Origin of the sequence: Dyella sp. LX-66 (assembly GCF_018599165.1) — a bacterium.
GTDB lineage: Bacteria > Pseudomonadota > Gammaproteobacteria > Xanthomonadales > Rhodanobacteraceae > Dyella_D > Dyella_D marensis.
Genome location: NZ_JAHFVJ010000007.1, coordinates 205159 through 229631 on the forward strand (window position 1 = coordinate 205159; position 24473 = coordinate 229631).

Annotated in this window: 16 protein-coding genes; 8 read left to right on the top strand and 8 right to left on the bottom strand. The window is 67.6% G+C overall.

Annotated features, from left to right (window positions below; translation table 11 throughout):
• The first annotated feature begins 52 nt into the window (after positions 1-52).
• From KK141_RS15695 to KK141_RS15715, 5 genes are all read left to right on the top strand, one after another.
• Positions 53-571: a cupin domain-containing protein gene (locus KK141_RS15695; protein WP_214571502.1), complete on the top strand. Its 519-nt coding sequence runs from the start codon at positions 53-55 to the stop codon at positions 569-571.
• Between the two features lie 289 nt (positions 572-860).
• Entirely contained in the window at positions 861-2858 is a 1998-nt protein-coding gene (locus KK141_RS15700; protein WP_214571503.1) for a biotin carboxylase N-terminal domain-containing protein, read from the top strand.
• 93 nt (positions 2859-2951) lie between these two features.
• Positions 2952-3854: a hydroxymethylglutaryl-CoA lyase gene (locus KK141_RS15705; RefSeq protein WP_214571504.1), complete on the top strand. Its 903-nt coding sequence runs from the start codon at positions 2952-2954 to the stop codon at positions 3852-3854.
• 119 nt (positions 3855-3973) lie between these two features.
• Positions 3974-5803: a translational GTPase TypA gene (gene typA / locus KK141_RS15710; protein WP_214571505.1), complete on the top strand. Its 1830-nt coding sequence runs from the start codon at positions 3974-3976 to the stop codon at positions 5801-5803.
• Between the two features lie 182 nt (positions 5804-5985).
• A complete protein-coding gene (locus KK141_RS15715; protein ID WP_214571506.1) occupies positions 5986-7308 on the top strand; it encodes a carbohydrate porin in 1323 nt (440 codons plus the stop codon).
• Between the two features lie 110 nt (positions 7309-7418).
• On the opposite strand, the gene KK141_RS15720 is transcribed toward KK141_RS15715, so the two are convergent.
• Positions 7419-9287, bottom strand: a complete 1869-nt coding sequence (locus KK141_RS15720; RefSeq protein ID WP_214571507.1) for a beta-galactosidase — start codon at positions 9285-9287, stop codon at positions 7419-7421.
• A gap of 305 nt (positions 9288-9592) precedes the next feature.
• Here KK141_RS15720 and KK141_RS15725 point away from each other — a divergent pair, with 305 nt between their 5' ends.
• Positions 9593-11041: a hypothetical protein gene (locus tag KK141_RS15725; RefSeq protein ID WP_214571508.1), complete on the top strand. Its 1449-nt coding sequence runs from the start codon at positions 9593-9595 to the stop codon at positions 11039-11041.
• A 10-nt stretch (positions 11042-11051) separates the two neighbouring features.
• On the opposite strand, the gene KK141_RS15730 is transcribed toward KK141_RS15725, so the two are convergent.
• Both KK141_RS15730 and KK141_RS15735 read right to left on the bottom strand, forming a co-directional pair.
• Complete coding sequence (locus KK141_RS15730) at positions 11052-12404, bottom strand: HAMP domain-containing sensor histidine kinase (RefSeq protein WP_214571509.1); 1353 nt, start codon at positions 12402-12404, stop codon at positions 11052-11054.
• Positions 12388-13077: a response regulator transcription factor gene (locus KK141_RS15735; RefSeq protein ID WP_214571510.1), complete on the bottom strand. Its 690-nt coding sequence runs from the start codon at positions 13075-13077 to the stop codon at positions 12388-12390. The genes KK141_RS15730 and KK141_RS15735 overlap by 17 nt, the downstream gene beginning before the upstream one ends.
• Positions 13078-13229: 152 nt before the next feature.
• Between KK141_RS15735 and KK141_RS15740 the strand changes: the two genes are divergently transcribed.
• Both KK141_RS15740 and KK141_RS15745 read left to right on the top strand, forming a co-directional pair.
• Positions 13230-14003: a MipA/OmpV family protein gene (locus KK141_RS15740; protein ID WP_214571511.1), complete on the top strand. Its 774-nt coding sequence runs from the start codon at positions 13230-13232 to the stop codon at positions 14001-14003.
• Between the two features lie 3 nt (positions 14004-14006).
• Entirely contained in the window at positions 14007-14240 is a 234-nt protein-coding gene (locus KK141_RS15745) for a hypothetical protein (protein WP_214571512.1), read from the top strand.
• Between the two features lie 2 nt (positions 14241-14242).
• Here KK141_RS15745 and KK141_RS15750 read toward each other — a convergent pair whose 3' ends face one another.
• The 5 genes from KK141_RS15750 to KK141_RS15770 form a co-directional block, all read right to left on the bottom strand.
• A complete protein-coding gene (locus KK141_RS15750; RefSeq protein WP_250901783.1) occupies positions 14243-16441 on the bottom strand; it encodes an alpha-N-acetylglucosaminidase in 2199 nt (732 codons plus the stop codon).
• 33 nt (positions 16442-16474) lie between these two features.
• A complete protein-coding gene (locus tag KK141_RS15755; protein WP_214571514.1) occupies positions 16475-17632 on the bottom strand; it encodes a metallophosphoesterase family protein in 1158 nt (385 codons plus the stop codon).
• 157 nt (positions 17633-17789) lie between these two features.
• A complete protein-coding gene (locus tag KK141_RS15760; protein WP_214571515.1) occupies positions 17790-20807 on the bottom strand; it encodes a TonB-dependent receptor in 3018 nt (1005 codons plus the stop codon).
• 98 nt (positions 20808-20905) lie between these two features.
• A complete protein-coding gene (locus KK141_RS15765; RefSeq protein WP_214571516.1) occupies positions 20906-22390 on the bottom strand; it encodes a hypothetical protein in 1485 nt (494 codons plus the stop codon).
• Between the two features lie 62 nt (positions 22391-22452).
• A complete protein-coding gene (locus KK141_RS15770) occupies positions 22453-24465 on the bottom strand; it encodes an enterotoxin (protein WP_250901784.1) in 2013 nt (670 codons plus the stop codon).
• Positions 24466-24473: the final 8 nt, after the last annotated feature.

A 24473-nucleotide genomic window follows, 5' to 3' on the forward strand; every position in this document is an offset into this window, starting at 1 on the left:
TCGCACTGTTGGGGTTCGCCTCCGGCTCACCCCAACCTACCCAGGACTTGCCATGGCCCGCCATATCGTCAATGTCGCCGACGTCGAACCGCAGCCCGTGCCGCTCGCCTTCGCCCCCACCGGCAGCGCGGCCGAGCGCTACGCCCCGCGCGTAGCGCGCATCTCGGCCCTGCTCGGCGCGCAGAAGCTCGGCTACAACCTCACGGTGCTGCCGCCGGGCAAGCGCGGCTATCCGTTCCACAACCATCGCGTGAACGAGGAAATGTTCTTCGTGCTCGATGGCGAAGGCGAAGTGCGCATCGGCGAGGAACGCCTCCCCATCCGCGCCGGCGACATCGTCGCCTGCCCGCCCGGCGGGCCGGAGAGCGCGCACCAGATCGCCAACACCGGCAGCGTGGACCTGCGCTACCTGGCCATCAGCACGCGGCAGTATCCGGAAGTGTGCGAGTACCCGGACAGCAAGAAGTACGGCGTGATGGCGGAGTACGGGCCGGGGGCGGATGGGATGCCGCAGTTTTTCCGGGTGGTGGGGAGGCAGGGTGAAACGGTGGATTACTGGGAAGGGGAATAGAACTCTTCTCCCCTCCGGGGAGCACGCGGGGAGCGCACAGGGATGTGCGCGGCTTTGAGGAGCGAGGAAGATGCCGGCAGGCAGATGAGGGGCGGGTGCTCGAGATGGAAATTCGACGAAGCGTCGCTCGCTTTGATGCTCGCGCTTCACCGCTCCGTAGGTCCCCCTCACCCCAACCCTCTCCCCGCAGGGGAGAGGGAGCCGCATGAATGCTGCGCCGCGCATCGGCCTGAAACGCCCGTTCTGCTAGTTTTACGGACTTTGCACCCCACCTACGACGGACCCGTGCATGTTCGAGCGCGTACTCATAGCCAACCGCGGCGAGATCGCCTGCCGCGTGATCCGCACCTGCCGCCGCCTGGGCATCCGCACCATCGCGGTGTACTCCGAGGCCGACGCCGATGCGCAGCACGTGCGCCTCGCCGATGAGGCCTGGCCGATCGGCGGGCCGCGTCCGGCCGACTCCTACCTGCGCGCCGACGCCATCCTCGACGTGGCCCGGCGCAGCGGCGCCCAGGCCATCCATCCGGGCTACGGTTTTCTGTCCGAGAACACCGCGTTCGCGCGTGCCTGCACCGAGGCCGGCATCGCCTTTATCGGCCCGCGCCCGGCCAGCATCGACGCCATGGGTTCCAAGGCGGCCGCCAAGGCGCTGATGGAAAAGCACGCGGTGCCGCTGGTGCCGGGCTACCACGGCGACAACCAGGACGCGGACTTCCTCGCCGAACAGGCGCGCCGCACCGGTTTCCCGCTGATGATCAAGGCCGCCGCGGGCGGCGGCGGCAAGGGCATGCGCATCGTGCGCAGCGAAAAGGAATTCGCCGACGCGCTCGCCTCCGCGCAGCGCGAGGCGGCCAATGCCTTCGGCGATACGCGGGTGATACTGGAACGCTACGTCGAGCATCCGCGCCATATCGAATTCCAGGTGTTCGGCGACAGCCACGGCAACGTCATCCATCTCAACGAGCGCGAATGCTCGGCGCAGCGCCGCTACCAGAAGGTGCTGGAGGAAACGCCCTCGCCCTTCCTCACGCCGGAACGCCGCGCCGCCATGGGCGAGGCCGCGGTGGCCGCGGCGCGCGCGGTGGATTACGTCGGCGCGGGCACGGTGGAATTCATCGTCGGTCCCGGCGGCGAATTCTTCTTCATGGAAATGAACACGCGCCTGCAGGTGGAGCATCCGGTCACCGAGGAAACCTTAGGCCTCGACCTGGTCGAATGGCAGCTGCGCGTAGCCGCCGGCGAAGCGCTGCCGCTGCGCCAGGATCAGATCCACGCGCAGGGCCATGCCATCGAAGTGCGCCTGTACGCGGAAGACCCGGAACAGAACTTCCTGCCCGGCTCCGGCAAGCTGCTGCGCCTGCGCCTGCCGGAACCGTCGCGCCACGTGCGCCTGGACGGCGGCGTGATCGAAGGCGACACGGTCACCATCTTCTACGACCCGATGATCGCCAAGCTGATCGTGCACGACCGCGACCGCGCGCAAGCGCTGCAGCGCCTGCGCGAAGCGCTGATGGCCTGCGAGATCGCGGGGCCGAAATCCAATATCGCCTTCCTCGAGCGCCTGGCGCGCCACCCGGTGGTGGTGGAAGGCCGCATCGACACCGGCTATCTCGACCGCCACCTCGACGAATTCCTGGCCGGCGACGCCGCGCCCGCGCCGCAGCTGCTGTTCGCCGCCGCCGTCGCCGCGCTGCTGCACGACGAGCACGCCGTGGTGGCGCAGGCCGCGCATGGCAGCGACCCCTATTCGCCCTGGTCCCGCGCCGACGCCTGGCGCGTCGGCCATGCCGGCAAGCGCATCGTGGCGCTGTCGCTGCGCGAGCAGCGCTACGAAGTGGAAGCCCACGGCCACGACGGCAACTATCAATTGCGCCACGGCGAAGACAGCTGCCAGGTGCAGGGCGCGCGCCACGACGGCAACGCGCTCAGCGCCCGCTTCGACGGCGAAGCGCTGCGCCTGCCGCTGCGCGCCGATGCGCAGCGCGTGCTGCTGCACGACGCCGACGGCCGCCGCCACGGGTTCATGCGCGCGGCCGCGTTCGAATGGGCCTCGAAGGAAGGCGGCGGCGGCAACCAGGTGACGGCGCCGATGCCGGGCCGCATCGTGCTGGTCAAAGCCAAGCCGGGCGACCAGGTGGAAGAAGGCCAGGAGCTGCTGGTGATGGAAGCGATGAAGATGGAACTGGCGCTCAAGGCCCCGCGCGCCGGCACCATCGACAGCATCGGCGCCGCGCAGGGCGATTTCGTCGAAGCCGACGCCGTGCTGGTGCGCTTCGCCACGTAGGTTGGGGTGAGCCGCCAGGCGAACCCCAACTTGAGCCGCACGCATCGCAACCGCATGTGACATACGAAGACGACCGCCTGACGGAAAGCGCCCATGAATAGCTCCGACAACCACGTCCGCATCGTCGAAGTCGGCCCCCGCGACGGCCTGCAGAACGAAAAGGCCATGCTCCCGGCCGACGTGAAGATCGCCCTGATCGACCGCCTCTCCTCCACCGGCCTTGCCACCATCGAGGCCACCAGCTTCGTCAGCCCCAAGTGGGTGCCGCAGCTGGCCGACGCCGCCGAGGTGTTCCAGGGCATCCGCAAGGTGCCCGGGGTGAGCTACCCCGTGCTGGTGCCCAACGAGCAGGGCTACCGGCGCGCGCGCGAGGTGGGCGCCACCGAGGTGGCGGTGTTCACCGCGGCCTCCGAGGCGTTCAACCGCAAGAACATCAATGCCGGCATCGACGAATCGATCGAGCGCTTCCGCCCCGTGCTGGAGCTGGCCCGGGCCGAGGGCGTGAAGGTGCGTGGCTACGTGTCCACCGTGCTCGGCTGCCCCTATCAGGGCGAGGTGCCGGTGGCGGACGTGGCCCGCGTGGCCGCGCGCCTGCACCAGCTCGGCTGCCACGAGATCTCCCTGGGCGACACCATCGGCGTCGGCACCCCGGCCAAGGCCCGCGCCATGCTGAAGGCGGTGGCGGCCGAGGTGCCCATGGCCGCCCTGGCCGTGCACTTCCACGACACCTACGGCCAGGCCCTGGCCAACATCCTCAGCTGCCTGGAGGAAGGGGTGCGGGTGGTCGACAGCGCCGTGTCCGGCACCGGCGGCTGCCCGTATGCCAAGGGCGCCACGGGCAATGTGGCCAGCGAGGACGTGGTCTACATGCTGCACGGGATGGGCATGGAAACCGGGGTGAACCTGGACCTGCTGGTGGCCGCGGGGGCCTGGCTGGCCGCCCAGCTGCACAAGGAAACCGCCAGCCGGGTGACCCGGGCGCGGACGGCGGCCTGAACCGCCTGGGGCTCCGGCTGGGCGGACGACAAGCAAGTTGTCACATAAGCCCGTATAATCGTCCGATTCGCCCTTGAGAAACCCACGCGACGGCCATCCCGGCCGCCCGAGCCCACTCCATGTCCATCGAAAATCTGCGCAATATCGCCATCGTCGCCCACGTCGACCACGGCAAGACCACGCTCGTCGACCAGCTGCTGAAGCAGTCCGGCACGCTCTCCGAGCGCACCGTGCTCGCCGAGCGCGTGATGGACAGCAACGACCAGGAAAAGGAACGCGGCATCACCATCCTGGCCAAGAACACCGCCATCACCTGGCAGGGCAACCGCATCAACATCGTGGACACGCCCGGACACGCCGACTTCGGCGGCGAGGTGGAGCGCGTGCTGTCGATGGTCGACACCGTGCTGATCCTGGTCGACGCGATGGACGGCCCGATGCCGCAGACCCGCTTCGTGACCCAGAAGGCCTTCGCGATGGGCTTCAAGCCGATCGTGGTGGTCAACAAGATCGACCGCCCCGGCTCCCGCCCCGACTGGGTGGTGGAGCAGGTGTGGGACCTGTTCGACCGCCTCGGCGCCACGCCGGAGCAGATGGACTTCCCGATCGTCTACGCCTCGGCCCTGAACGGCTACGCCTCGCTGGACGCGGAAGCCCGCGAAGGCGACATGACCCCGCTGTACGAAGCCATCATGAAGCACGCGCCCAAGCCGGAAGTGGATCCGGAAGGCCCGTTCCAGATGCGCATCAGCCAGCTGGACTACAACAACTTCGTCGGCGTGATCGGCATCGGCCGCATCCAGCGCGGCACCCTGAAGAAGAACATGCCGGTGGCCGTGATCGACCGCCACGGCAAGAAGCGCCAGGGCAAGATCCTGCAGGTGCTGGGCTTCATGGGCCTGGAGCGCATCGAGCAGGAGACCGCCGAGGCCGGCGACATCGTGGCCATCTCCGGCATCCAGGAGCTGACCATCTCCGACACCGTGTGCGCGCTCGACACCCCCGAGGCGCTGCCCGCGCTGACCGTGGACGAGCCCACCATCAGCATGACCTTCCAGGTGAACAACTCGCCGTTCGCCGGCAACAAGGACCTCTCCGGCGGCAAGTTCCTCACCAGCCGCCAGATCAAGGAGCGCCTGGAGCGCGAGCAGGTCCACAACGTGGCGCTGCGCGTCGAGCAGGGTTCGGACGCCGACAAGTTCCTGGTTTCCGGCCGCGGCGAGCTGCACCTGTCGGTGCTGATCGAGAACATGCGCCGCGAAGGCTACGAGCTGGCCGTGTCGCGTCCGGAAGTGATCATCAAGGAGATCGGCGGCCAGAAGATGGAGCCGATCGAGCAGCTGGTGGTCGACGTGGAAGAAATCCACCAGGGCCCCGTGATGGAGCGCCTGGGCGTGCGCAAGGGCCAGCTCAAGAACATGGAGCCGGACGGCAAGGGCCGCGTGCGCCTGGAATACATGATCCCGGCGCGTGGCCTGATCGGCTTCCAGAACCAGTTCAAGACCCTGACCCAGGGTTCGGGCCTGCTGTTCCACGTGTTCGACAACTACGGTCCGAAGGAAGAAGGCCAGATCGCCAAGCGCCTCAACGGCGTGATGATCGCCAACGCCGCCGGCAACACCCCCGCCTATTCGCTGGGGCCGCTGCAGGAGCGCGGCAAGCTGTTCGCCGCCGAAGGCGACTCGGTGTACGAAGGCCAGCTGGTCGGCATCCACTCCAAGGACAACGACCTCACCGTCAACGCCATCAAGCCCAAGCCGCTGACCAATATGCGCGCCTCCGGCAAGGACGATGCGATCCAGCTCACCCCCGCGATCAAGTTCTCGCTGGAACAGGCGCTGGACTTCATCGACGACGACGAGCTGGTCGAGATCACCCCGAAGGAAATCCGCCTGCGCAAGAAGCACCTCACCGAGAACGACCGCAAGAAGGCTTCGCGCGGCGGTTGATGGTTTGCCCGATGCAGGATCGAAAGGCCGCCGCAAGGCGGCCTTTTCTTTTGGAACGATGCCGCCGCAAGGCGGCCTTTCTGTTTTCCGGCGTGGACATCATTGACGTTGACGTGCCACACGCGCATGCCACCATGCGCTCTGCCGCGGGGGAGCACGGGCCGCGCCGTACCGGAGTAGGAATGAAATCGCTGCGTCTCCTGGCGCTCGCCGCACTGTTCGCCGTCCCTGCCCTGCATGCCGACGAAGCAACGGTCTTCGTGCCGCAGTTCCTCGGCGCGCAATACACCATGATCGACCAGCACCAGGACCGCGTGCATTCGCCGTATGCGGGCCCGCTCAGCCTCAGCGCACGCACCGACACCGCCCGCTCGCACACCTTCGGCGCCTACTTCGGCGTCGCCCTGCCCGCGCATTTCCAGTTCTACTTCGACGTGGAGATGTTCAAGGGCCAGGGCGTCAGCGGCGCCACCGGCATGGCCGGCCTGCCCAATGGCGACGTGATCCGCTCCGGCTCCGCCAACCTGGGCAAGTCGCCCTACGTTGCGCGCCGCTTCCTGCGCTGGACCTTGCCGCTGGGCGACGACACCGAGGACAACGAGCGCGCCATGGACCAGCTGCCCGGCAAGGAAGCCGCGCGCCGCATCGAAGTGAAGATCGGCAAGATGGCGATCAACGACGACTTCGACAAGAACCGCTACGCCGACGGCACCCGCACGCAGTTCATGAACTGGGCGCTGTTCAACAACGTGGCCTGGGATTTCGCCGCCGACACGCGCGGCTACACCGAAGGCCTGATGCTGGGCCTGGTCGAAGCCGGCTGGAGCCTGCGCTACGGCATCTACCGCATGCCCACCGAAGCGAACGGTTCGCACCTGGTGGAATCGCTGCGCAAGGCGCGCGGGCAGCAGCTGGAACTGACCATCCAGCCGGACAAGGATGGCTGGGCCTTGCGCGCACTGGTGTTCCAGAACCAGGCGAGCATGGGCGTGTACCGCACCGTGATCGCACAGGCGATGGCCACCGGCAGCACGCCGGATATCCGCGCGGACGACCGCCCCGGCCGCAAGAAGTACGGCGTCGGCCTCAATGGCGAACTGCCGCTGGCCGATGGCGGCGAAACCGGTTTATTCATGCGCGCCGGCTGGAACGACGGGCGCAACGAGTCGTTTGCGTTTACCGAAGTGGATCGCACGCTGAGCGGCGGTTTCCAGTTGTCCGGCACGCATTGGGAACGCCAGCAGGATCATTTCAGCCTGGCTTTCGCGATCAACGCGCTGTCTTCGCCGCACCGCGAATATCTGGAGCTGGGCGGCAGCGGTTTCGTGCTGGGCGACGGCGCCTTGAATTACGGCCGCGAGCAAATCATAGAGGCGTACTACAGCTTCGTGCCGTTCGAGCATCTGACGCTGAGCCCGGATGTTCAGTGGGTGCGGCACCCGGGCTACAACCGCGACCGCGGGCCGGCGAGGTTCGTGGCGCTGCGCGCACACGTGGAGTTCTGAGAGCCGTGTAGGTTGGGGTGAGCGCAGCGAACCCCAACACGCCCACGTCGAAACACACCACGCCGTTGGGGTTCGCCTTTGGCTCACCCCAACCTACGCCATCGCGTGTGTTACTCGTGCAGGTGCTCGAACCCCTCGATCGCCGCCGCTTCAACACGATGCATATCGAACACCAGCACCTCGTTCTCCCCTGCCCTCAACCACGAGGCAGGACAAAACAACCGCTGCTGCGGCCCGATCCGCCAATGCCTTCCCAGCAGATGGCCGTTCACCCACACATAGCCCTTGTCCCAGGCGCTCATGTCCAGATAGGTATCCGCCGTCTTCGCCAGCGTCAGCGTTCCCTTGAAGAACAACCCAGGCCGCTCCGGCTGCCGCTCCAACGGTCGCAGCCCCGCCAGATAAGCATCGTCGAGCGGAAAACCATGCGCCGACCAATGCTGCTGCACCTCGCCATCCAGCCGTATCTCGCCCACGATGCCCTTGCGGTCCGCCATCGCCTGCCCATAGCCGACGTGCCCGAAGCTGTCGACCAGGATCTCGATCGCATCGCCATCCCGCGCAAGCGGCGCCGGCACCTCCACATGCGTGGCCTCGCTCAAGCCCGGCTTGCGCACGCGCGAGATGTAGCCGAGATAGCGCCCCGCACCGAACACCGTGGCGTAATCGCGCACGCCTTCGACGGACAGGCGCCCACCCTTCGGTGACATCGCGCGATACAGCACCATGCCGTGGTCCTGCCCGAACAGCAGCTCGTTCGCCACCGGCCCCTTGTCGAGCGGCTTCGCCGGCGTAAGGTTCTCCCACAGCGACGCATACGGCTGCAGCTCGAATTTCGCGAACCGCATCGCCGGCGGCGCCGCGGGAATCGCCGGCAGCGGGTGCGCCAGCTTCTCGCCGATGATGCGGCGGAACTCGCGGTAATCCGCCGTCGCCGCACCGCGCTCGTCGATCGGCGCGCCGTAGTCGTAGCTGGTGATCACCGGATCGAACTTGCCGTAATCGGCATCCGCATTGGCGCCCGCGCCGAAACCGAAATTGGTGCCGCCATGCGCCACGTACAGATTGAACGAGCGCCCCTCGGCCATCAGCTTCTTCAGCGTCGCCACGTAATCGCCGCGCTGGAAATCCTTGTCGCCCCAGTGCGTCAGCCAGCCGGGATAACCCTCGCCCACCCACACCGGCGCCTCGCCCGCAATCGCCTGCGCCGCGGCGAAATCGGTGTCGCCATCCAGGCCCAGCGCGCTGCCGGGCAGATACGTCTTCTGCTTCTGGATCGTGCCCAGCCCATCCGAAATGGAGAACGGCCCCTCGATGCCGCGCTCGCGCCACATCGCCTGGATCTTCTCCAGATACGCCAGGTCGCCGCCGAACGAGGCGTACTCGTTCTCCACCTGCACCATCAGAATCGGCCCGCCCTTGTCCGCCATCAGCGGCGCGATATGCGGCGCGATCTTGTCGAGATAACGCGCCACTGCCTGCATGTAGCGCGGATCGTCCTTGTCGCGCACGCGGATATCCGGCTCGCGCAGCAGATACGGCGGCAGCCCGCCGAAATCCCATTCGGCGCAGACGTACGGACCGGGGCGCAGATACACCCACATGCCTTCCTGCTGGCACAGCTTGATGAAACGCACGAAGTCGCGGTTACCACTTTCCAGATCGAACACACCGGGTTCTTTTTCCAGCGCGTTCCACATCAGATAGATGGCCACCGTATTCAGGCCCATCGCCTTGACCATGCGGATGCGCTGCGTCCAGTACTCCGCCGGCACGCGGATCGGATGCATCTCGCCGCTGCGGATCTGGAATGGACGGCCATCCAGCAGGAACTCGCGCTTGCCGAGTGCGAAGCGATGGACGCGGCCATCGGGCACAAGCTCCGCGTGCGTCGGCGTGGCCGTTGCCGCATCGACACGCAGGCTCAACGCACCCAACGGTGCGAGCGCACTCAGGCGCAGGAAGGCTCTTCGCCGCACGGGGACTCCTCAGGCTGGCAGGGGATGGAGGCGCATCCGCGTGGCGTCCGGGCTGGGCGAAAGCCGTTCGATGGTAGCGCGTGGCGGCGGCCGTGGCCGTGCGCGAATGCCCAACGCGCCCTGCCCTGGCGAGCGGGGCGCAGCCGGGAGTAACCTCCGGGCTCCTTGATGGGGGAATCAGGGTCATGCCACACGACTTCGGCGGGGTTGGCGGTTCGGGCGGGTCTGGCTCGGGCGGATCCGGTTCGAGCGGATCCGGCTCGGGATCCGGCGGCGGCAGCCGGCGTAGCCGCAGCGGAAGCGCGATGACACCAGTGAGTACGCGCGTCACCCGCTCGGCCTCGCGCGCCGCGGCGGCGGCGAGCACGGGCGGCATGACGCCGATGGGCGCTCCACCGACGCGCCCGACGCCGCTGTCGCCAATGCCGCTGTCGCCAATGATGGGACCGCCAGCGAGCACGCCCAGGCCCGCGACCGTCGTCGCCTCTTCGTCGCTGGCACCCTTGCTGCCGGGCCCACCACCGCCACGCGCGCCGCTGCTCGCGACACCGGGCGGCACCAGCGCCACGCCGCATTCGACGGCGCCCGCCAGTTCGCCGTCCGCGCTGTCGCCAATGCTGCTCACGCCGTCCGCCACGCCGACGCTCTCGCCGATGGTGTCGCCCTACAGCGCCGCGCACGACCGCACGCTCACCGCGGCACAAGCCAGCTCCGGCGGTTTCCGGCCGCTGGGCACGGACAAGGTGGTGCGCGCCAGGCCGATCGACGAAAGCGAATTCCGCTTCCCCTCCAACCCCACCACTTCCGGCCACAGCAGCGGCTACCACGAGGCGTTCGCGCCCACCGACACCATGCGCTTCCTGTCGCGCCGTTCGGTGCACAGCGACGGCACCGCCACCCTGCCCAGCTGGAGCAGCAACACCGTCCTGCCCTCGTATTCGGGCACCCGCATCCACGAAGAGAACGTGCGGCATGTTGCCGAAGCCAGCGACGGCGCGCGCACCGACACCGCCCAGACCGTGCTCAGCGTGCCCGGCGGCGGCGTGGCCGGGCATACCGGCTCGGGCGTGCGCACCTCGGGCCAGGCCGCGGGCCACGACTATCTGCGCCACCAGACCATGCGCGCGCTGCAGACGCCGGGCGTCACCTCCGGCGTGGCGGGCGTGCTGGCCGGCGCCACCACCATCATGAGCATGGCGCCGGGACAATCGGCCAGCGGCGCCGACGGCGCCGGCAGCCTCAAGGACTCCTCGGCCAGCGGCGGCTGGGAAGAACGCCGCAACAGCGCCAAGCGCGCCCTGGACACGCACTTCACCACCCTGCCGCCGGCGCAGCAGTCCACGGTGATGAAACTGGCTCGGCACAGCATGAGCGACCTGGACGACGGCAGCCGCCACCTGCTGCCCGACCGTCCCTACTCACCGTTTCGCGATCCGCTCGGCACCTCCGGCGCGGCCATGAGCGGCGGCGGCTACATGCCGACCCTGAGCGCGCCGACGCCGTCACCGTCCGCCTTCCCGGTGTTGTCCACCGGCGGCTCGCCCGGGGCGCTGCTGGCGCCGGTGGCGCGGCGCCCGACGGCGTCCGGCGCCGCATCTTCCTCCGTGGCGCCGGCATCGTCAGGCACGCTCGCACCAAGGCCGGCCAGCGTTCCCGGGACGCCGGCGACGCCGGCCTCCGGCACCGCCCTGGGTGCGCGCGAAATCGCCATGGACATCACCAGCGCGTTCCGCTCCGACCGCAGAACGAAATGAAGGCGCGCGGTCAGCGCTCCAGCCGCGCCGCCTGCAGCGGCTTCAGGCGCAGCAGAAAGCACGCGCCGCCGCCGGGCGCCTCGCTCACTTCGATCCTGCCGCCATGCAGCGCGACGATCTCCTGCACCAGATGCAAGCCCAAGCCGGCGCCGGTACTGCTCGGCCGCAGGCGATAGAACGGTTCGAACACGCGATGCCGCTCGTCCGCGGGAACGCCCGGCCCCTGATCGGTGACACCCAGCGTGCCATCCTCATTGACGCCGATGCCGATCAAGCCACTGCCGCCGCCATGCGCGATGGCGTTCTGCACCAGGTTGTTCAGCGCGCGCGACAGTGACAGGCGGTCGCCCAGCACCATCACCGGTGCCTGCGGTGCATCCAGCGCCATGTCGTAGCCCGCGTCCACCGCCAGCGGCGCCGCGTCGGCGGCGACTTCGCTGGCCAGCGCCACCAGGTCCAGAGGCTCGAACACGCCTTGCTGCCGGCCCAGCCGCTGCAGGTCGAGCAACTGTTCGGCGAGGTTGGACAGGCGCGCCACGTCGGTGAGCAGGCGCGTGCGCGTGGCGCCGGCTTCGAGCGTGCCGATGCGCGCTTCCAGGATCGCGATCGGCGCGCGCAGCTCGTGCGCGGCGTCGGCGAGAAAGCGGTCGCGCGCATCGTAGCCTTCGTTCAGGCGCGCCAGCGCGGCATTGAAAGCCTGCACCAGCGGCTGGAATTCGCGCGCCACGGCATGATCGGCCAGGCGCGCGCCGCGCTCGTCGATATCGATGGCCTGCGCCTGCTCGGCCACTTCGGCCACGCCGGACATGGCGCGGCGGATCAGCAGCGGCATCACGATCAGGGTCAGCAGCGCCAGCGGCAAGGTCATGCGCCAGCCCAGATAGCGCACCACCAGCATGAACAAGGTGCCAGACGAGTTGGAGGCCAGGCCGCCGCACATGATGTGCAGCTTGCCGCTCGCGGTATCCGCCACGAACACGCGCATGGACAAGGCATACGGCGCACGCTTGATGTGGATTTCCGAGGCCTGCAGTTCGCTCAGCGACGCGAGCAGCGGGCGATAGGCCGCCGGAATCCCGCCATGCTGAAGCTTGCGTCCCTGGCCGTCTTCCACGCTGAACCACAGTTCCGGCGCATCGCGCAGCAAGGCCCGCATGTCCTCGCTGTCGCGCAGCACAAGCTGGCCCGAGGCATCGACGTGCAGCGCGCGCTCGATCGTTTCCGGCACGCTGTCGACGATGTACGAACCGTTGTCGGCAATGGTGTAGGTGATCGCCGCGGCGATGCCCAGGATGATCAGGATCTGCAGCAGCATCAGGCGCCAGGCCAGCTGCGCGGTGAGCGATTTATTCTTCGCGCCCATGGGAGCGCTCCTTCAATAGATAGCCGACGCCGCGGATCACGTGGATGTCCGCCTGCGCGCCGGCATCGGCCAGCGCGCGGCGCAGCTTGGAGATATGCGCGTCGAGCGCGTTGGACTGGATCTCGTCCTGGAAGTCGTACACCGACTCCTGCAGCACCTCGCGGCGCACGGTGCGCCCGAGCCTGAGGAACAGCGCTTCCAGCACCAGCAGCTGGCGGCGCGGCAGGGGCAGGCGCAGCTCGTCGACGAAGGCCTCGTGCGCCGAGAAGTCGAAACTGAGATTGCCCAGGCGCGCGGTGGGCAGCGCCAGCTGCGAAGGCCGGCGCGAGATGGCTCGGATGCGCGCCAGCAGTTCTTCCACCGCGAAGGGTTTTACCAGGTAATCGTCCGCGCCCAGATCCAATCCACCGACACGGTCCGCCAGCGATCCGCGCGCGGTCAGCATGATCACCGGCAGGTCCGCGCAGCACTGGCGCGCCAGCGCGATCAGCGTGGCGCCGTCGCCATCGGGCAGCTGGCGGTCGAGCAGCAGCAGGTCGTGCACCTGCTGGCGCAGCGCTTCGGCGGCCAGGGCAATGCTGGGCGCGATGTCGGTCAGCATGCCGTGGCGGCGCAGCGCAGCGCGCACGGCCTGGGCCATTTCCGGTTCGTCTTCGACGAGCAGGATACGCATGATGTGGAAGTTGCTCCTTGCACCCGGGGAGATTAGTGCGGGCGGGACTTTAGCATTCGCCCCGCGAACGCCGGCGCAATGTTGAGGCAATGTGCAACGCGCAGCATGCGCGCGATTTGCACTTCCCTCCCCCGCACTCCCCTAAGTCCAACATGCCCACTTCCATGCTGCGCCTGGCCGTCCTGTCGGCCGCTTCGATCTGTTCGCTCGCCTGCTCCGCCGCCATGGCGCAATCCGCTGCCCCGCAGGGTGGCTGGACCCTTGGCCTCGGCGCGGTGTGGAGCCCCAGCCCCTACCGCGACTACAACAACAAGGCCTGGCCGCTGCCCCTGGTCAGCTACGAAGGCAAGTCGTTCTACCTGCGCGGCGCCACCGTCGGCTACCGCCTGCTGAAGACCGACAGCGACGAGCTGTCGATCATCGCCTCGCCGATGGGCAACCGCTTCGTGCACGGCGACAGCGACGATCCGCGCCTGCGCCGCCTGTCCGACCGCGACATCTCCGGCACCGCCGGCATCGCCTGGCGGCACACCGCCTCGTGGGGCTTGCTGCAGGCCAGCGCGCAGAAGGAATTCACCGGCCACGGCGGCGGCAACGTGTTCGACGCCAGCTACAGCTATCCGGTGATCCAGGGCCGCTTCTCGCTGATCCCCTCGGTAGGCGTGACCTACACCAGCGGCGCGCTCAACAACTACTACTACGGCATCGGCAGCGCCGAAGCGCTGCGCAGCGGCCTGCCGTTCTATCGCGCAGGCGGCGGCTCCTCGCCCTACGCCGGCGTCAGCGCCAACTACAACATATCCAGCCGCTGGATCGCCTCCGGCGGCCTGCGCTATACACGCCTGCCCGGCGCGGCGAAGAACAGCCCGATGGTCGACGGCAGCCACACGCAGAGCTACTTCGTCTCGCTGAGCTACGCCTTCTAAGCCATGAGCCGAGGCATCATCCGCCGCATCTTCGATCTGGCCGAACGGCTGGAGCCGGACCGGAACATCGTGTGGGACTGGCTGTTCCACACCCGCATCGACGTTCTGGACGGCTATACGCCGCTGGAGCTGGTCTTCGCCGACCAGGGCGGCCGCGTGCTCGAGCTGCTGCAAAGCGCCTTGAGCGACGAAGCCCAGACGCCGCGGCAAACTTTCCTGCCGGCACGCACGGGCTGAACTCAGCGACCCCGCGGCGGTGCACCTGCGCCGCCGCGGCACAAGCCCAGCTGCCCCGCGGCTTCGCCGGCGAGCTGCCAGGCATCGCCCACCGGTTCCGTCGTCTGCGGCTCGCGCGCGTGCGCCCACGCCTGCTCCAGCGCGAACCAGTCGATCGCCTGCACCTCGCCGCCATTCAAGCCGCTTTGCAGCGTGTCGAAGAAATGCCGCCAGCGCTGCGCATAGAGTCCGCCGACCAGGCCGGCCAGCTCGCGGTTGGCATAGTCGTGCAGGCCACCGCGGTCGGCGCCGGAGCGGTCGCCCCAGCTGGCCAGGATCGAGCGCTGGTCGTATTCGAGCTGTGCTGCTTCGGCATCGTCGCGCGCCGCGGCTTTTGCATGCATCAGCCAGCGGCCGAGCAGGAAGTCGGGGTCGGAGGCGAGCAGGCGGTCGAGCATTGCCATGTCGTCCATCCATTCGGTGGTCAGTGCCTGGAACTGCTTCGCGTCTTTTGCTTCGTAGGCGGCCTTGATGCGCGGCAGCAGCAATCGCGATCGATTGCTCAACGCCTGCCGCGTGACGTCCACCAGGTCGTGGCGATAAGCCGAGGTACTGCGCAATGCCGGCGCTACCTTCAGCAACTCGCAGACGGCGCCGTTGAAGCGTGCAAGGTCGTAGCGCGCCGCGGTGGGCGACCACGTCGCCGCGCTGCGCGCATCCAGGCTCGGCCGCGCGCCGAACAAGCCATCGTGAGGTTCCGACCACTCGCCCGACGGCATCGCATAAGCGGTCTGCGCGAGGATGCGCCACGCAGCGCGCGCGTGGGCGTCGTCGCCGCCGTAGCGATGCACCGCATAGCGCTCGAACCAGCGCGGCGCATCGTCCGGCACCGGCGTCCAGGCCAGGGCCGTGAACAGCGCATACGTGGCCGGATCGGTGCCGCTGCCCTCCGGCATGTAGGCGATGCCGCGCAGCGAACCCACATCCTCGCGCCGCCACGCGGCGAAGCGCTGGATCCACACACCGGCATTCGCTCCCAGCGTGGCGTGGCCGCCGAAATTGGGAATCGTGCCGAACGCGAACGGCGCACCCGCCCAATCGCGCTTGCGGTCCATGCCGTTGTAGCGGTCGGACAGGCCATCGACGATCAGCAGCCGCTCGTGCGGCACCGCCTCCATCACCGCATGCGGCGGATTGTGCTGCCAGCCGAGCAGCACCCAGCGCGCGGCTGGATGCGAGGCATCCAGCGCAGCGAACACCTGCTTCGCCGCGTCGCCCACCGGCACGTCACCGGCGCGCCCGCCCTCATGCAGCAGATCCATCTTGTACAGCACACCATCGCCGAACAGCTCGCGCTGGTGGCGATAGAACGCAGCGGCCACTTTGGCGAAATGCGCATCGCGCGGATCCAGCCAGTCCGGCCGCTGGAATCCCACCCACTCGCCCTGCGGCACCAGCGCCGCACCGGGCTGCTTCGCCGCGAAACCTGGTGGCACCGTGCCGAAATAGCCCGGTAGCACTGGCTGCATACCCAGTTCACGCAAGCGCTCGACGATGCGTCTACCCAACTCCACTCGCTGCGCGAACAACTGCGCCGACATCGGCCCGCCGAAACCCGACATGTTCTGCAGCAGCCACCACGGCTGATGCGCGGGTGCTGGAATCCATGCGCGCAACTCGTCGTCGCTGTAGCCGAACTCGTGGAACGCGCGGCGATACACCTCCTCCGCGCCTACCGGCACGAACACCTCGTTGATGCCGCGCAATGCGAGCAGGTCGATCTTGCGTTCCCAGCCCGGCCAGTCGAGATAGGCGTCCGAATAACCGTCGTCGACGTCGTTGAGCGCGAAGCGGTCGGGCACCAACGCGTGGCTTTCGATCGGCCGCGATGGTGCCGGCAGCGTCGCGGGCAGACGATCCAGGCTGTCGCCGGGCCAGCCGATGCTCACGTGGGGTACCTGTTCGAGATAAGCCTCGACGCCGGTGAGCAGGGCTGCCGGCGAAGTACCGGCAATCTCGATATGCCCCGGCGTGCCGCGGATGCTGTAGCGATCGCCAGCGCCAGGGGCAAGCGCAGCGAGTGCAATCTGCGCTTCGTGCCTGGGCAGCAGGCGCTTCAGCGCGGCGCGTGCGGGCGCCGCATCGAACACGGCACCGGCCGATGCACTGCAGGAGACCGCGGCCAGCAGGCCCGCCAGCAACCACTTCATGCCGCTACGCATCGGCTCACCTCTCCGCGGACGATGTCGGCGAGACTACTTGTTCTTGCGCTTCAGGGTGAAGGCATCGAGCACCTTGCCCGTGCGGTCGATCACCGAGACCTTCAGCTCCCGCTCGTCCGCTTCGACCCGCGCGATCTGGTCCTGGCCTAAAGCCAGAATGGTGAAGTCGTTGCCGCGCTCGCCGGGCTTCACCCGTTCCAGCCGGTGCAGATGGCCGGCGATGAACAGGTCGACCTTGGCTTCGTTCGCCCGCTTCGTCCATTCGGCGTTGGCGCCGTCCAGCCAACCCCATTCGGGATCGTGGCCGAGCACCACGGTGAATGGCGCGGTGCGCACCCGCGGCTCATCGGCCAGCACGTGCTTGAACCAGGCGTATTCCTCTGCACGATACGCGCGCAGATCGTTGAGGCCCGCATAGACGTTGGTTGCGTCAGGTTTGTCCTCGCCGGTATCGACCACGACCAGATGCACCGGACCTTGGTCGCGCGTGTAGTAGTAGCGGCCCTCCTGCGCATGCAGGTAATCGCCGAGCGAACGGGCGAACTCGCCGCGGTATTCGTGGTTGCCGCGCGCATAGATCAGCGGCATGCGGCCTTGCAGACCGGTGGCGATCGGCTCCAGGAACTTGTCTTTCACCTGGTTCTCGCCGGTGGCGTAATGCACGCCATCGCCGGTATGCACGACAAAATCCACCGGTTGGCGTTGCGCCAGTTCCGCCAGCGCGCGGACGCGCTCGACGTTCTCATGCGTGTCCGTCATCGTCGCGAAGCTCGTGCTCTGCTTCGACGCATCGAACGTCGTGAAGCTGTAGATCTGGCTCTCCACGGTCTTGCCGCGGTCCGGCCAGTAAGGCCTCAGCGCAACCACGCGCCGCGAGGCAATACGGTACTGATAGGTGCGCCCGGGCTGCAGTCCGCGCAACACCACGCGGTGCATCGTGTCCACCGGCACCAGCCCATCGATCTGCGGCACGGTTTCATGATCGAGCGCATGCTCGCCATAGCTGACCCTGCCGTCGCTCGGCGCATCGGTCATCCACTCGATCACCACCGAGTCCTCGGCCATGTCCAGCAGCAGCGGGCCCATGGTGATAGCCGGTGTGGCGTCGTAGACCTTGTAGGGCGCGTTGGCATCGTCGTCCGCGGCGACGGGCGCCGCCACGGCCTTGGCTGGCATCGGCTGGGCATGCATGGCGGACATCCCGCACAGGAGAACAAAGATCGGACCTGCCTTGATTAGCCCCAAACCAGCCATCGATGTCTCCGCCCTCTGCAGTTCAAATCATCCGGACACGCCATGTGGCCGGATGGGCAATTCATGGAAAGGCACGTCCCTGTGCCGTCGCTCATCAGTAGTCGTAAGTCACCGAGAAGCGCAGGTAGCGCGGCGCCTGCATGACGCGCGGCGTGCCGTACAGCGGATTCAAGGTGCCGTCGGACTTCGCATACAGGTTCGGCGTGATGTTCACCACCGGCTGGCTGTTGAACACATTGAACACGTCCAGGTGCAAGCCCAGCTTGTGCGCGGCGAAGTCCGGCGTGTACTTCACGCCCAGGTCCACCTGACGCTGCCACGGCAGGCGGCCGATGCTGCCCGGCGTCACCGGCACGCCGCGGCAGAAGTGATACGAGGAGCCATAGCCGGACGGATCCGGATTGTCACCTGGGAACAGACCCAGGCACACATTCGGCGCACCCGAGATCAGCGACACATTGCCCGACACCAGCCATTCCGGCGTGATCTGGTAATAGCCCCATAGCTTGATCTGGTGGCGGTGATCGTTGCCCTGGTCGCCATTGCTGTAGACCATGATCGGCGCATTGTCCCAGTCGGCCGATTCGCTCGGGCCGTCGGACTGCACGTTCGACTGCGTCCAGCCCTCGGTATTGCCGTAGCTGCGCGAGAACACGTAATCGAGCTTGCCGTACCACTTGCCGTCGAACGGATGCTCCAGGAACAGATCGAGTTCGTAGTACTTGCGCTTCATGTCCGGGAAGCCGAGTTCCTCGCGGCTGAGCTTCACGTCGTGGTGCTGGCCCGCATCGTCCAGCACCACGAAGGTGTTGGCGCGGCCGGCGTTGATCAGATAGCAGCTGTTGAGCGAGCTGACGTTGTAGCCCAGCGCCTGCGCCTTGGCGGTGATCAGGTCGACGTCGCAGAAGTCGTCGATCGCACTGCGCAGCACGCGGCGGGTGGCCTTGGCGCCGTACACCCACTCCTGCCCCAGGGTCTTGGTGAAGCCCAGGATGTACTCGTCCTGGTACATCGACTTCAGGTCCTTGGCCGTCACCGTCTTCGGGTCGGGCAGCACGCCGAAGTTGTTGTTGGCCGAGACCGGCGGCGACATCTGGGTCAGCCCGCTGGGCGTACCGTCCGGATTGATGCCGCTATAGGTGAAGTACTGCGTGGTGCTGGTCTGCGCGCCGGCGGCGCTCAGCGCCGGCTCCAGCGGCGAGGCCAGGTAGTAGCGGCCGATATTGCCGAACACCTTGAAGCTGGAATCGCCGTTGACGTCCCAGGCAAAGCCCAGGCGCGGCGCCCACTGCGCGGTCTGCTTGATGTACGGCTGCGCGTTGGCGTTGTAGTTGGTGAACTGGTCGTTGCGGATGCCGAGCGACAGCAGCAGGCGGTCGTTGAACTGCCAGTTGTCCTCGATGTACTGCGCATGCTCCACGGTCTTGACGTTGGCCAGCTGGCTGTTGACGTTCTTCATCACGTAATAGCCGGTGGCGCCGTTGGGGAAGCCCGCGGTCGGGCCCACGCCCAGGCCCGGATCCAGCGGCGCGGTCGGATGATCCGAATGGCCATAGCTCCAGCTGTAGCCCGGGCCCGAGGTCACCCGCCCCTGTTTCAGCGCTTCGGCGGTGAGGTTATCGATGCCGGCAGTCAGCGTGTGGTCGCCCAGCTTGTATTCCAGCGCCAGGCGCAGGTTGGTCACCGTGTTGCCGCGGTCCGGGTCGTACAGCGAGGTGGTGGTCTGGTTGTTGAAGCGCGGCTGGTTGCCGACGATGGCCGGGTTCTGCGAGGTGATGCCCGACACGTAGGTCAGATCCGGGGCATAGCCGACCGGCTGCTGGAACGCGCGCGTCTTCATCTTGCCGTACTGCGCGGTGAGCGTGAGGCTCTCGGTCAGGTAGCCGGTGTACTTGCCGGTCCACAGGTCGCCGCCGTTCTTGGTGCCGTCGGCATGGCTGACCAGGCGGCCGGGCACCATGTTCTGGAAGTCGTAGCGGTAAAGGTTGCCCTGGTAGGAGCGCTTGTTGGAGGCACCGGTCAGTTCGACGATATTGCTGTCGTTGATGTTCCAGTCCAGCTTCGCGTACCACTTGGGCATCTTGTACTGGTAGGTCTGGTACGGCGAGCTGCTGGTCACCGTGCCGACCGAGCTGCCCTGCTGCTTGGACATCTCCGCCGAGGCGAAGAAGAACAGCTTGTCCTTGATGATCGGGCCACCGACATAGGCGTCGTAGGTGGTGATCCAGTATTCGTTCTTCTCGCGCGGCGAATACAGCGAGCCGGTCGGCAGCGGCGGATTGGGCAGGCCGTTCTCGTAATAGAAGTTCTTGGCCGAGGAACGCAGCGAAGCCGGCTCCCAGCTCGCGCGTCCGCCGAAATGCCATTCGTTGGTACCGCGCTTGCCCACCATGTTCAGCACGCCGCCGTCGGAGCGCCCGTACTGCGCGCTGTAGCCGCCGGTGTAGGCCTCTTCCTGGTCGATCGAGCCGTAGGGCAAGGTCAGGCCGCCTTCGGACTTCAGCGGATCGGTCGTATTGAAGCCGTTGATGTAGTACGCGTTCTCGTTGGCGCCCGAACCGCCGAAGCTGACCAGCGAGCCGCCGGTGGCGCTGGTGAAGCCGCCGCCGTTGTTCACCGCGCCCGGCGCCAATCGCGCCACCGCTTCGGCCGAATAACCCAGCGGCAGCTTGGCCAGCTGCTCGGAGGTGATCACCGTGCGCGAGTCCACGCTGGTCACGTCGATCGCCGGCAGTGCATTGGCGGAGACGCTGACGCCTTCGAGGTTTTTGGTGGCGGCTTCGGTAAACGACACGTCGGTGGCCGCGCCTACGCGCAGGGCTACGTTGTCGCGCGTCTGCACGGCCTGGCCGCCGCGCTTCAAGGTCACCGTGTAATTGCCCAGCGGCAGCTGGTTGGCCGAATAACGGCCGCGTTCGTCCACCGCCACGTCGCGCTGCAGGCCATTGCCGCTCTGCAGGGTGACGGTATCGCCCATGCCCGCCGGCACCTGGCCGACGATGCTGCCGGTGGTGGACTGCGCATGCGCGATGCCGCCGGTGAGGCTGAGCGCGATCAACAGGCTCAATGCGCTTGGACACAGACTCTGGTACTTGGCTTGACGCTTGTTCATTTCGGCAACTCCCCAATCGTTTTATGGCTCATTGATTGACCGCTCCTTCCCCGCTGCCGGCGCGCGGCCGGCAGCTATCGGCGTCCATGCCGGCCCTTTCAAACCATCCGTTCGAAACTCAGCAGCGCGGCGCTGCCGCGCGGCACGGCGATGCGCGCCGCGCCTTGCGTATCCAGGTGCACGTCTTCGTTGGCAGCGGCGAAGCTCACGCCGCCGCGGCTGTCCAGCGCCGGTGCGCGCAGGCGCATGGTGTTGCCCTTGCCGTAGCCGGCCAGGCCGCCGATGGCGACGCCGGCATCGCGCAGGCAGTCCTTGTTGATCAAGGCGACCAGCACGGTGTCGCCGCGCCGCGCGGCATAGGCGCCGAGGTTGGCGCCGCCGGTGTCGAAACGCGCCGGCAGCATGCGCGCGCCGGCAAAGCGCTGCGCCAGTTCGATGCCGTGGAACAGCGGCCGCGGCTGAAAACCCAGTTCGACATTGCCGGCGATGGCCGAATAGCGCGAACTCACGGCATCGCGGCGCGCAGCGATGTCCGTCGCCGTGGTGGAAGCATTGGCCTCGCGGCCAAGAGAAGCTTCCACCGAAGCCAGCGTGCCGCCATGGAAATGGATGCCCGCCACGCCCAGCTGCGCCAGTGCGAGCATGAAGTCCGCGCCCCAGAGCGCGGAAGCGAAGACGTTGCTGACGCCGTCGCGGCCGCCGAAGTAATACGAGTTGGCTTCGGTCAGGCGCAGCGGCAGATGAGTAGCGTCGGCAAGACCGGTCAAGCGCTCGGTATCTTCAATGCAGCCGGGATCGCCGCCGAGCAGGTCGCCGATCGAACCGCGCGGCGCGGCATCGCGGTAGTAGTGGCGGCTGAGGAAGACGCTGTCCTTGCCGTGCCGCCGGGCGAACTCGGCAACCCAGTCGGAGTTGGCGCCGGTATCCGGCCCGCCGAGTGGCAGGCCGGCTTTGCGCAACGCTTCGGCATACGGCAGCCACATCGCCTCGAAGCTGGCGTAGTCCTTCGCGTAATTGTTCGCCTCGTTGCCGATCTGGATCGCCACCAGGTCGTCGCCCACCGCCTTGCGCACGGCCTGGGCCAGCTCCACCGCCATCGCCGGCACGCCGATCTTCAGATTGACGCCGAAGATCAGCTTCCAGCCGGTCGCACGCAGGAAACCGGCCAGTTCGCGCAAGGCTTCCGGCCGCAGCACCACCGGATGCTGCGGCCCGCCCTTGCGTACCTGCTGCGGCGGCAGCGCGCCGCGGTATTCGCTCCACACCGTGAAGTCGCTGGTATTGCCGCCGATGCGCAGCACGCCCTGCGGGTTCATACGGCGCAGCAGTTCCACCAGCGAGCGGTTGCCCGCCGAGAAGAACGTCGGATCCGCCAGCTGCCCGGTCTCGTAGCTCAGGCTCGCCAGCGACTCGCTGACGACGCGCCCCGCTCCATCCGGCTTGATCGCGAAGCTCGCCTGCGCAGCATCGGCAGCGGACGGCGTCTGCTCCGCCGCCCGCGCCAGCCCGCCCAGCGTGCCCGCCAGCGGCAACAGGGCCGCCGCTTTCAACAGTCCGCGCCTCGTGCGCTCGAACGTAGTCATGCCTACCTCCCCGAAGATCACCGGCCGTCCGCGCACCTCCCGTGGCGGACGGCCGGATCCGCTCAGCGCGTGGGTGTCAGTTCCAGCGTCAGCACTTCGAACGGCGCCAGCTGCACCGTCGCCGCATGGTCGGCATCGAGCGAAGCGGGCACTTGCCCGCCGCCGGTCTTCCACACGTCGCGCACGCCGAAGTTGCGCGCGGCATCGGCCGGCAGCTGCAGCTGGCGGGCCAGGTCGAGCACGGCCGTCTGCGGCTGCGCATCCGGATTGCGCAAGGTGACGATCGCCTTCTTCGGCGACCACGCGCCCCAGCCGTACACGTCCAGGCGTCCCGGGTCGCCGCCGATCCAGTGCGAATCGCGCAGCACGTCGGCGTTGTCGCGCGCCCAGCGCGCGGCCTCGGCCAGCACGTCCCAATCCGCTTCGGTCAGCAGCGTGGGGGTGATGTAGAGCTCCTGCAGCTGGGTGCCGGTGGCGAAGTACGAGCGCACTTCGCTGGCGAAGTCGTGGCCCGGGTCGCTGCTGAGGTTGCGGTTTTCCTTCGCATAGATGATGCCGTGGAGCATCAGCGAATTGAGCGGGAACAGCGGCCCCTTCACCACGATATTGCGGTAGGTCTCGCGGTCGCGGTAGGTGATCCAGCGCTCACGCTTGCTGCCCACGCCGGTGAGGTCGTCGTCCTCGCCGTCGCGCCAGATCGAATCGGCGTAGCGCAGCCAGAACGGCGAGGCCGTGGTGCCGGTGGTGAGGTTGATATAGGTGCCCGGCTTGGCCGCGCGGATGTCCTCGATCAGCTGGATCGCCGCGCCGAAGTCGCTGTCGAACACGCTGCCCGGGAATACCTTGTCCGCATTGCCGGTGCCGTCGAACTTGAACTGATTGACGCCGTCCTTGGTCACCAGCTCCATCACCGCATCGTGGAAACGCTGGTAATACTTCGGACCGGACAGGGCCAGCCCGCCGTCGATGATCTCGTAGCCGGCCTGCGCGCCGCGCTCGGCACGCTCCTTCTTCGGCGGGCCGTAGCCGCCCCAGGGCGACAGCCACATGCCGGGCGCCGCGCCGTACCTGGCGGCGGCGTCGCGCAGCGGCAGGAAGCCGTGCGGGAAGTCCTTGCTGAAATGCCAGCTGCCGCTGCGGTCGTCCCAGCCGTCGTCGAACAGGAAGGAATCGAGCTTGACGTGGCGCTTCACGCTCAGCGCCTCGCCGAAGGCATGGATGCGGTCCAGCGCCTGCGCCTCGGTGTAGGGCGTGAAGTAGCCGATGTCGTACCAGGAGTTGTAATGCAGGAACGGCGCGTAAGGCCGCGCGCGTTCGCGTTCGACATAGGCGGCGAAATCGCGGCGCAGCTGGTCGCCATGGGTGGCGCCGATCACCGCCGAGTAGGTCACCGACTGCCCCTTGCGCAGCGGCAGCTCGCGGTCGATCCACAGATTCACCTTGCTGCCGTGCACCTGGCTGCCGGACAGCGGATGTTCGAAGCCGAGGTAATCGCGGCCCGATACCACCGGCGAGCCGGCCACCGTACCGATCACTTCCGCGTCGGCGAGCTTCGCCTGCAGCAGGTCGATGCGCTTGATCGCCTCGTCCTGCTTCAGCGCCGTGACGGTGACGATCTCGCGCAGGTAATCCGAGCCTTCGCGCTGCACCAGCTGCCAGTCGACGCGGAAGCGGCCGTTGGCGTCGGTGAAGCTGGTCTGCACCGACTGCCCCTTCAGGCGTTCGGCCAGGCGCGAAGCCTTGGCGTTGGCCTTGAGCGCCGCCGTCTTCGGCGCCGCGCTGGCGTGCATGTCGGCCGTAGTGATCTTGCTGCCGTCGGCAAGGGTCAGCACGAAGGGCGCAGTGATCTCCAGCGGGCGCTGGTTGATCTTGTCGTCCACCACCACGCGATCGAGCTTGCCGTCGGCATACGACCAGCGTGCGGCGATGGCGCTGTTGCCGAAGGCCGCATCGTCCGCGGCCTGGGCGGAGCCGATGCCGAGCACGGCGAGCAGCACGGCGATGAGTGTGCGGCGCGGCTTGGGCAACGCAGGCCGCAGCGAGGGCGGAAGATCGGATACGTGAACAGGTGACATGCCGCAGT

Bases quoted from the DNA above. Each gene is read 5' to 3' on its own strand.
- KK141_RS15695 (WP_214571502.1), top strand. From the start codon at position 53: ATGGCCCGCCATATCGTCAATGTCGCCGACGTCGAACCGCAGCCCGTG.
- KK141_RS15700 (WP_214571503.1), top strand. From the start codon at position 861: ATGTTCGAGCGCGTACTCATAGCCAACCGCGGCGAGATCGCCTGCCGC.
- KK141_RS15705 (WP_214571504.1), top strand. From the start codon at position 2,952: ATGAATAGCTCCGACAACCACGTCCGCATCGTCGAAGTCGGCCCCCGC.
- typA (WP_214571505.1), top strand. From the start codon at position 3,974: ATGTCCATCGAAAATCTGCGCAATATCGCCATCGTCGCCCACGTCGAC.
- KK141_RS15715 (WP_214571506.1), top strand. From the start codon at position 5,986: ATGAAATCGCTGCGTCTCCTGGCGCTCGCCGCACTGTTCGCCGTCCCT.
- KK141_RS15725 (WP_214571508.1), top strand. From the start codon at position 9,593: ATGACACCAGTGAGTACGCGCGTCACCCGCTCGGCCTCGCGCGCCGCG.
- KK141_RS15730 (WP_214571509.1), bottom strand. From the start codon at position 12,404: ATGGGCGCGAAGAATAAATCGCTCACCGCGCAGCTGGCCTGGCGCCTG.
- KK141_RS15735 (WP_214571510.1), bottom strand. From the start codon at position 13,077: ATGCGTATCCTGCTCGTCGAAGACGAACCGGAAATGGCCCAGGCCGTG.
- KK141_RS15740 (WP_214571511.1), top strand. From the start codon at position 13,230: ATGCCCACTTCCATGCTGCGCCTGGCCGTCCTGTCGGCCGCTTCGATC.
- KK141_RS15745 (WP_214571512.1), top strand. From the start codon at position 14,007: ATGAGCCGAGGCATCATCCGCCGCATCTTCGATCTGGCCGAACGGCTG.
- KK141_RS15750 (WP_250901783.1), bottom strand. From the start codon at position 16,441: ATGCGTAGCGGCATGAAGTGGTTGCTGGCGGGCCTGCTGGCCGCGGTC.
- KK141_RS15755 (WP_214571514.1), bottom strand. From the start codon at position 17,632: ATGCATGCCCAGCCGATGCCAGCCAAGGCCGTGGCGGCGCCCGTCGCC.
- KK141_RS15760 (WP_214571515.1), bottom strand. From the start codon at position 20,807: ATGAACAAGCGTCAAGCCAAGTACCAGAGTCTGTGTCCAAGCGCATTG.
- KK141_RS15765 (WP_214571516.1), bottom strand. From the start codon at position 22,390: ATGACTACGTTCGAGCGCACGAGGCGCGGACTGTTGAAAGCGGCGGCC.
- KK141_RS15770 (WP_250901784.1), bottom strand. From the start codon at position 24,465: ATGTCACCTGTTCACGTATCCGATCTTCCGCCCTCGCTGCGGCCTGCG.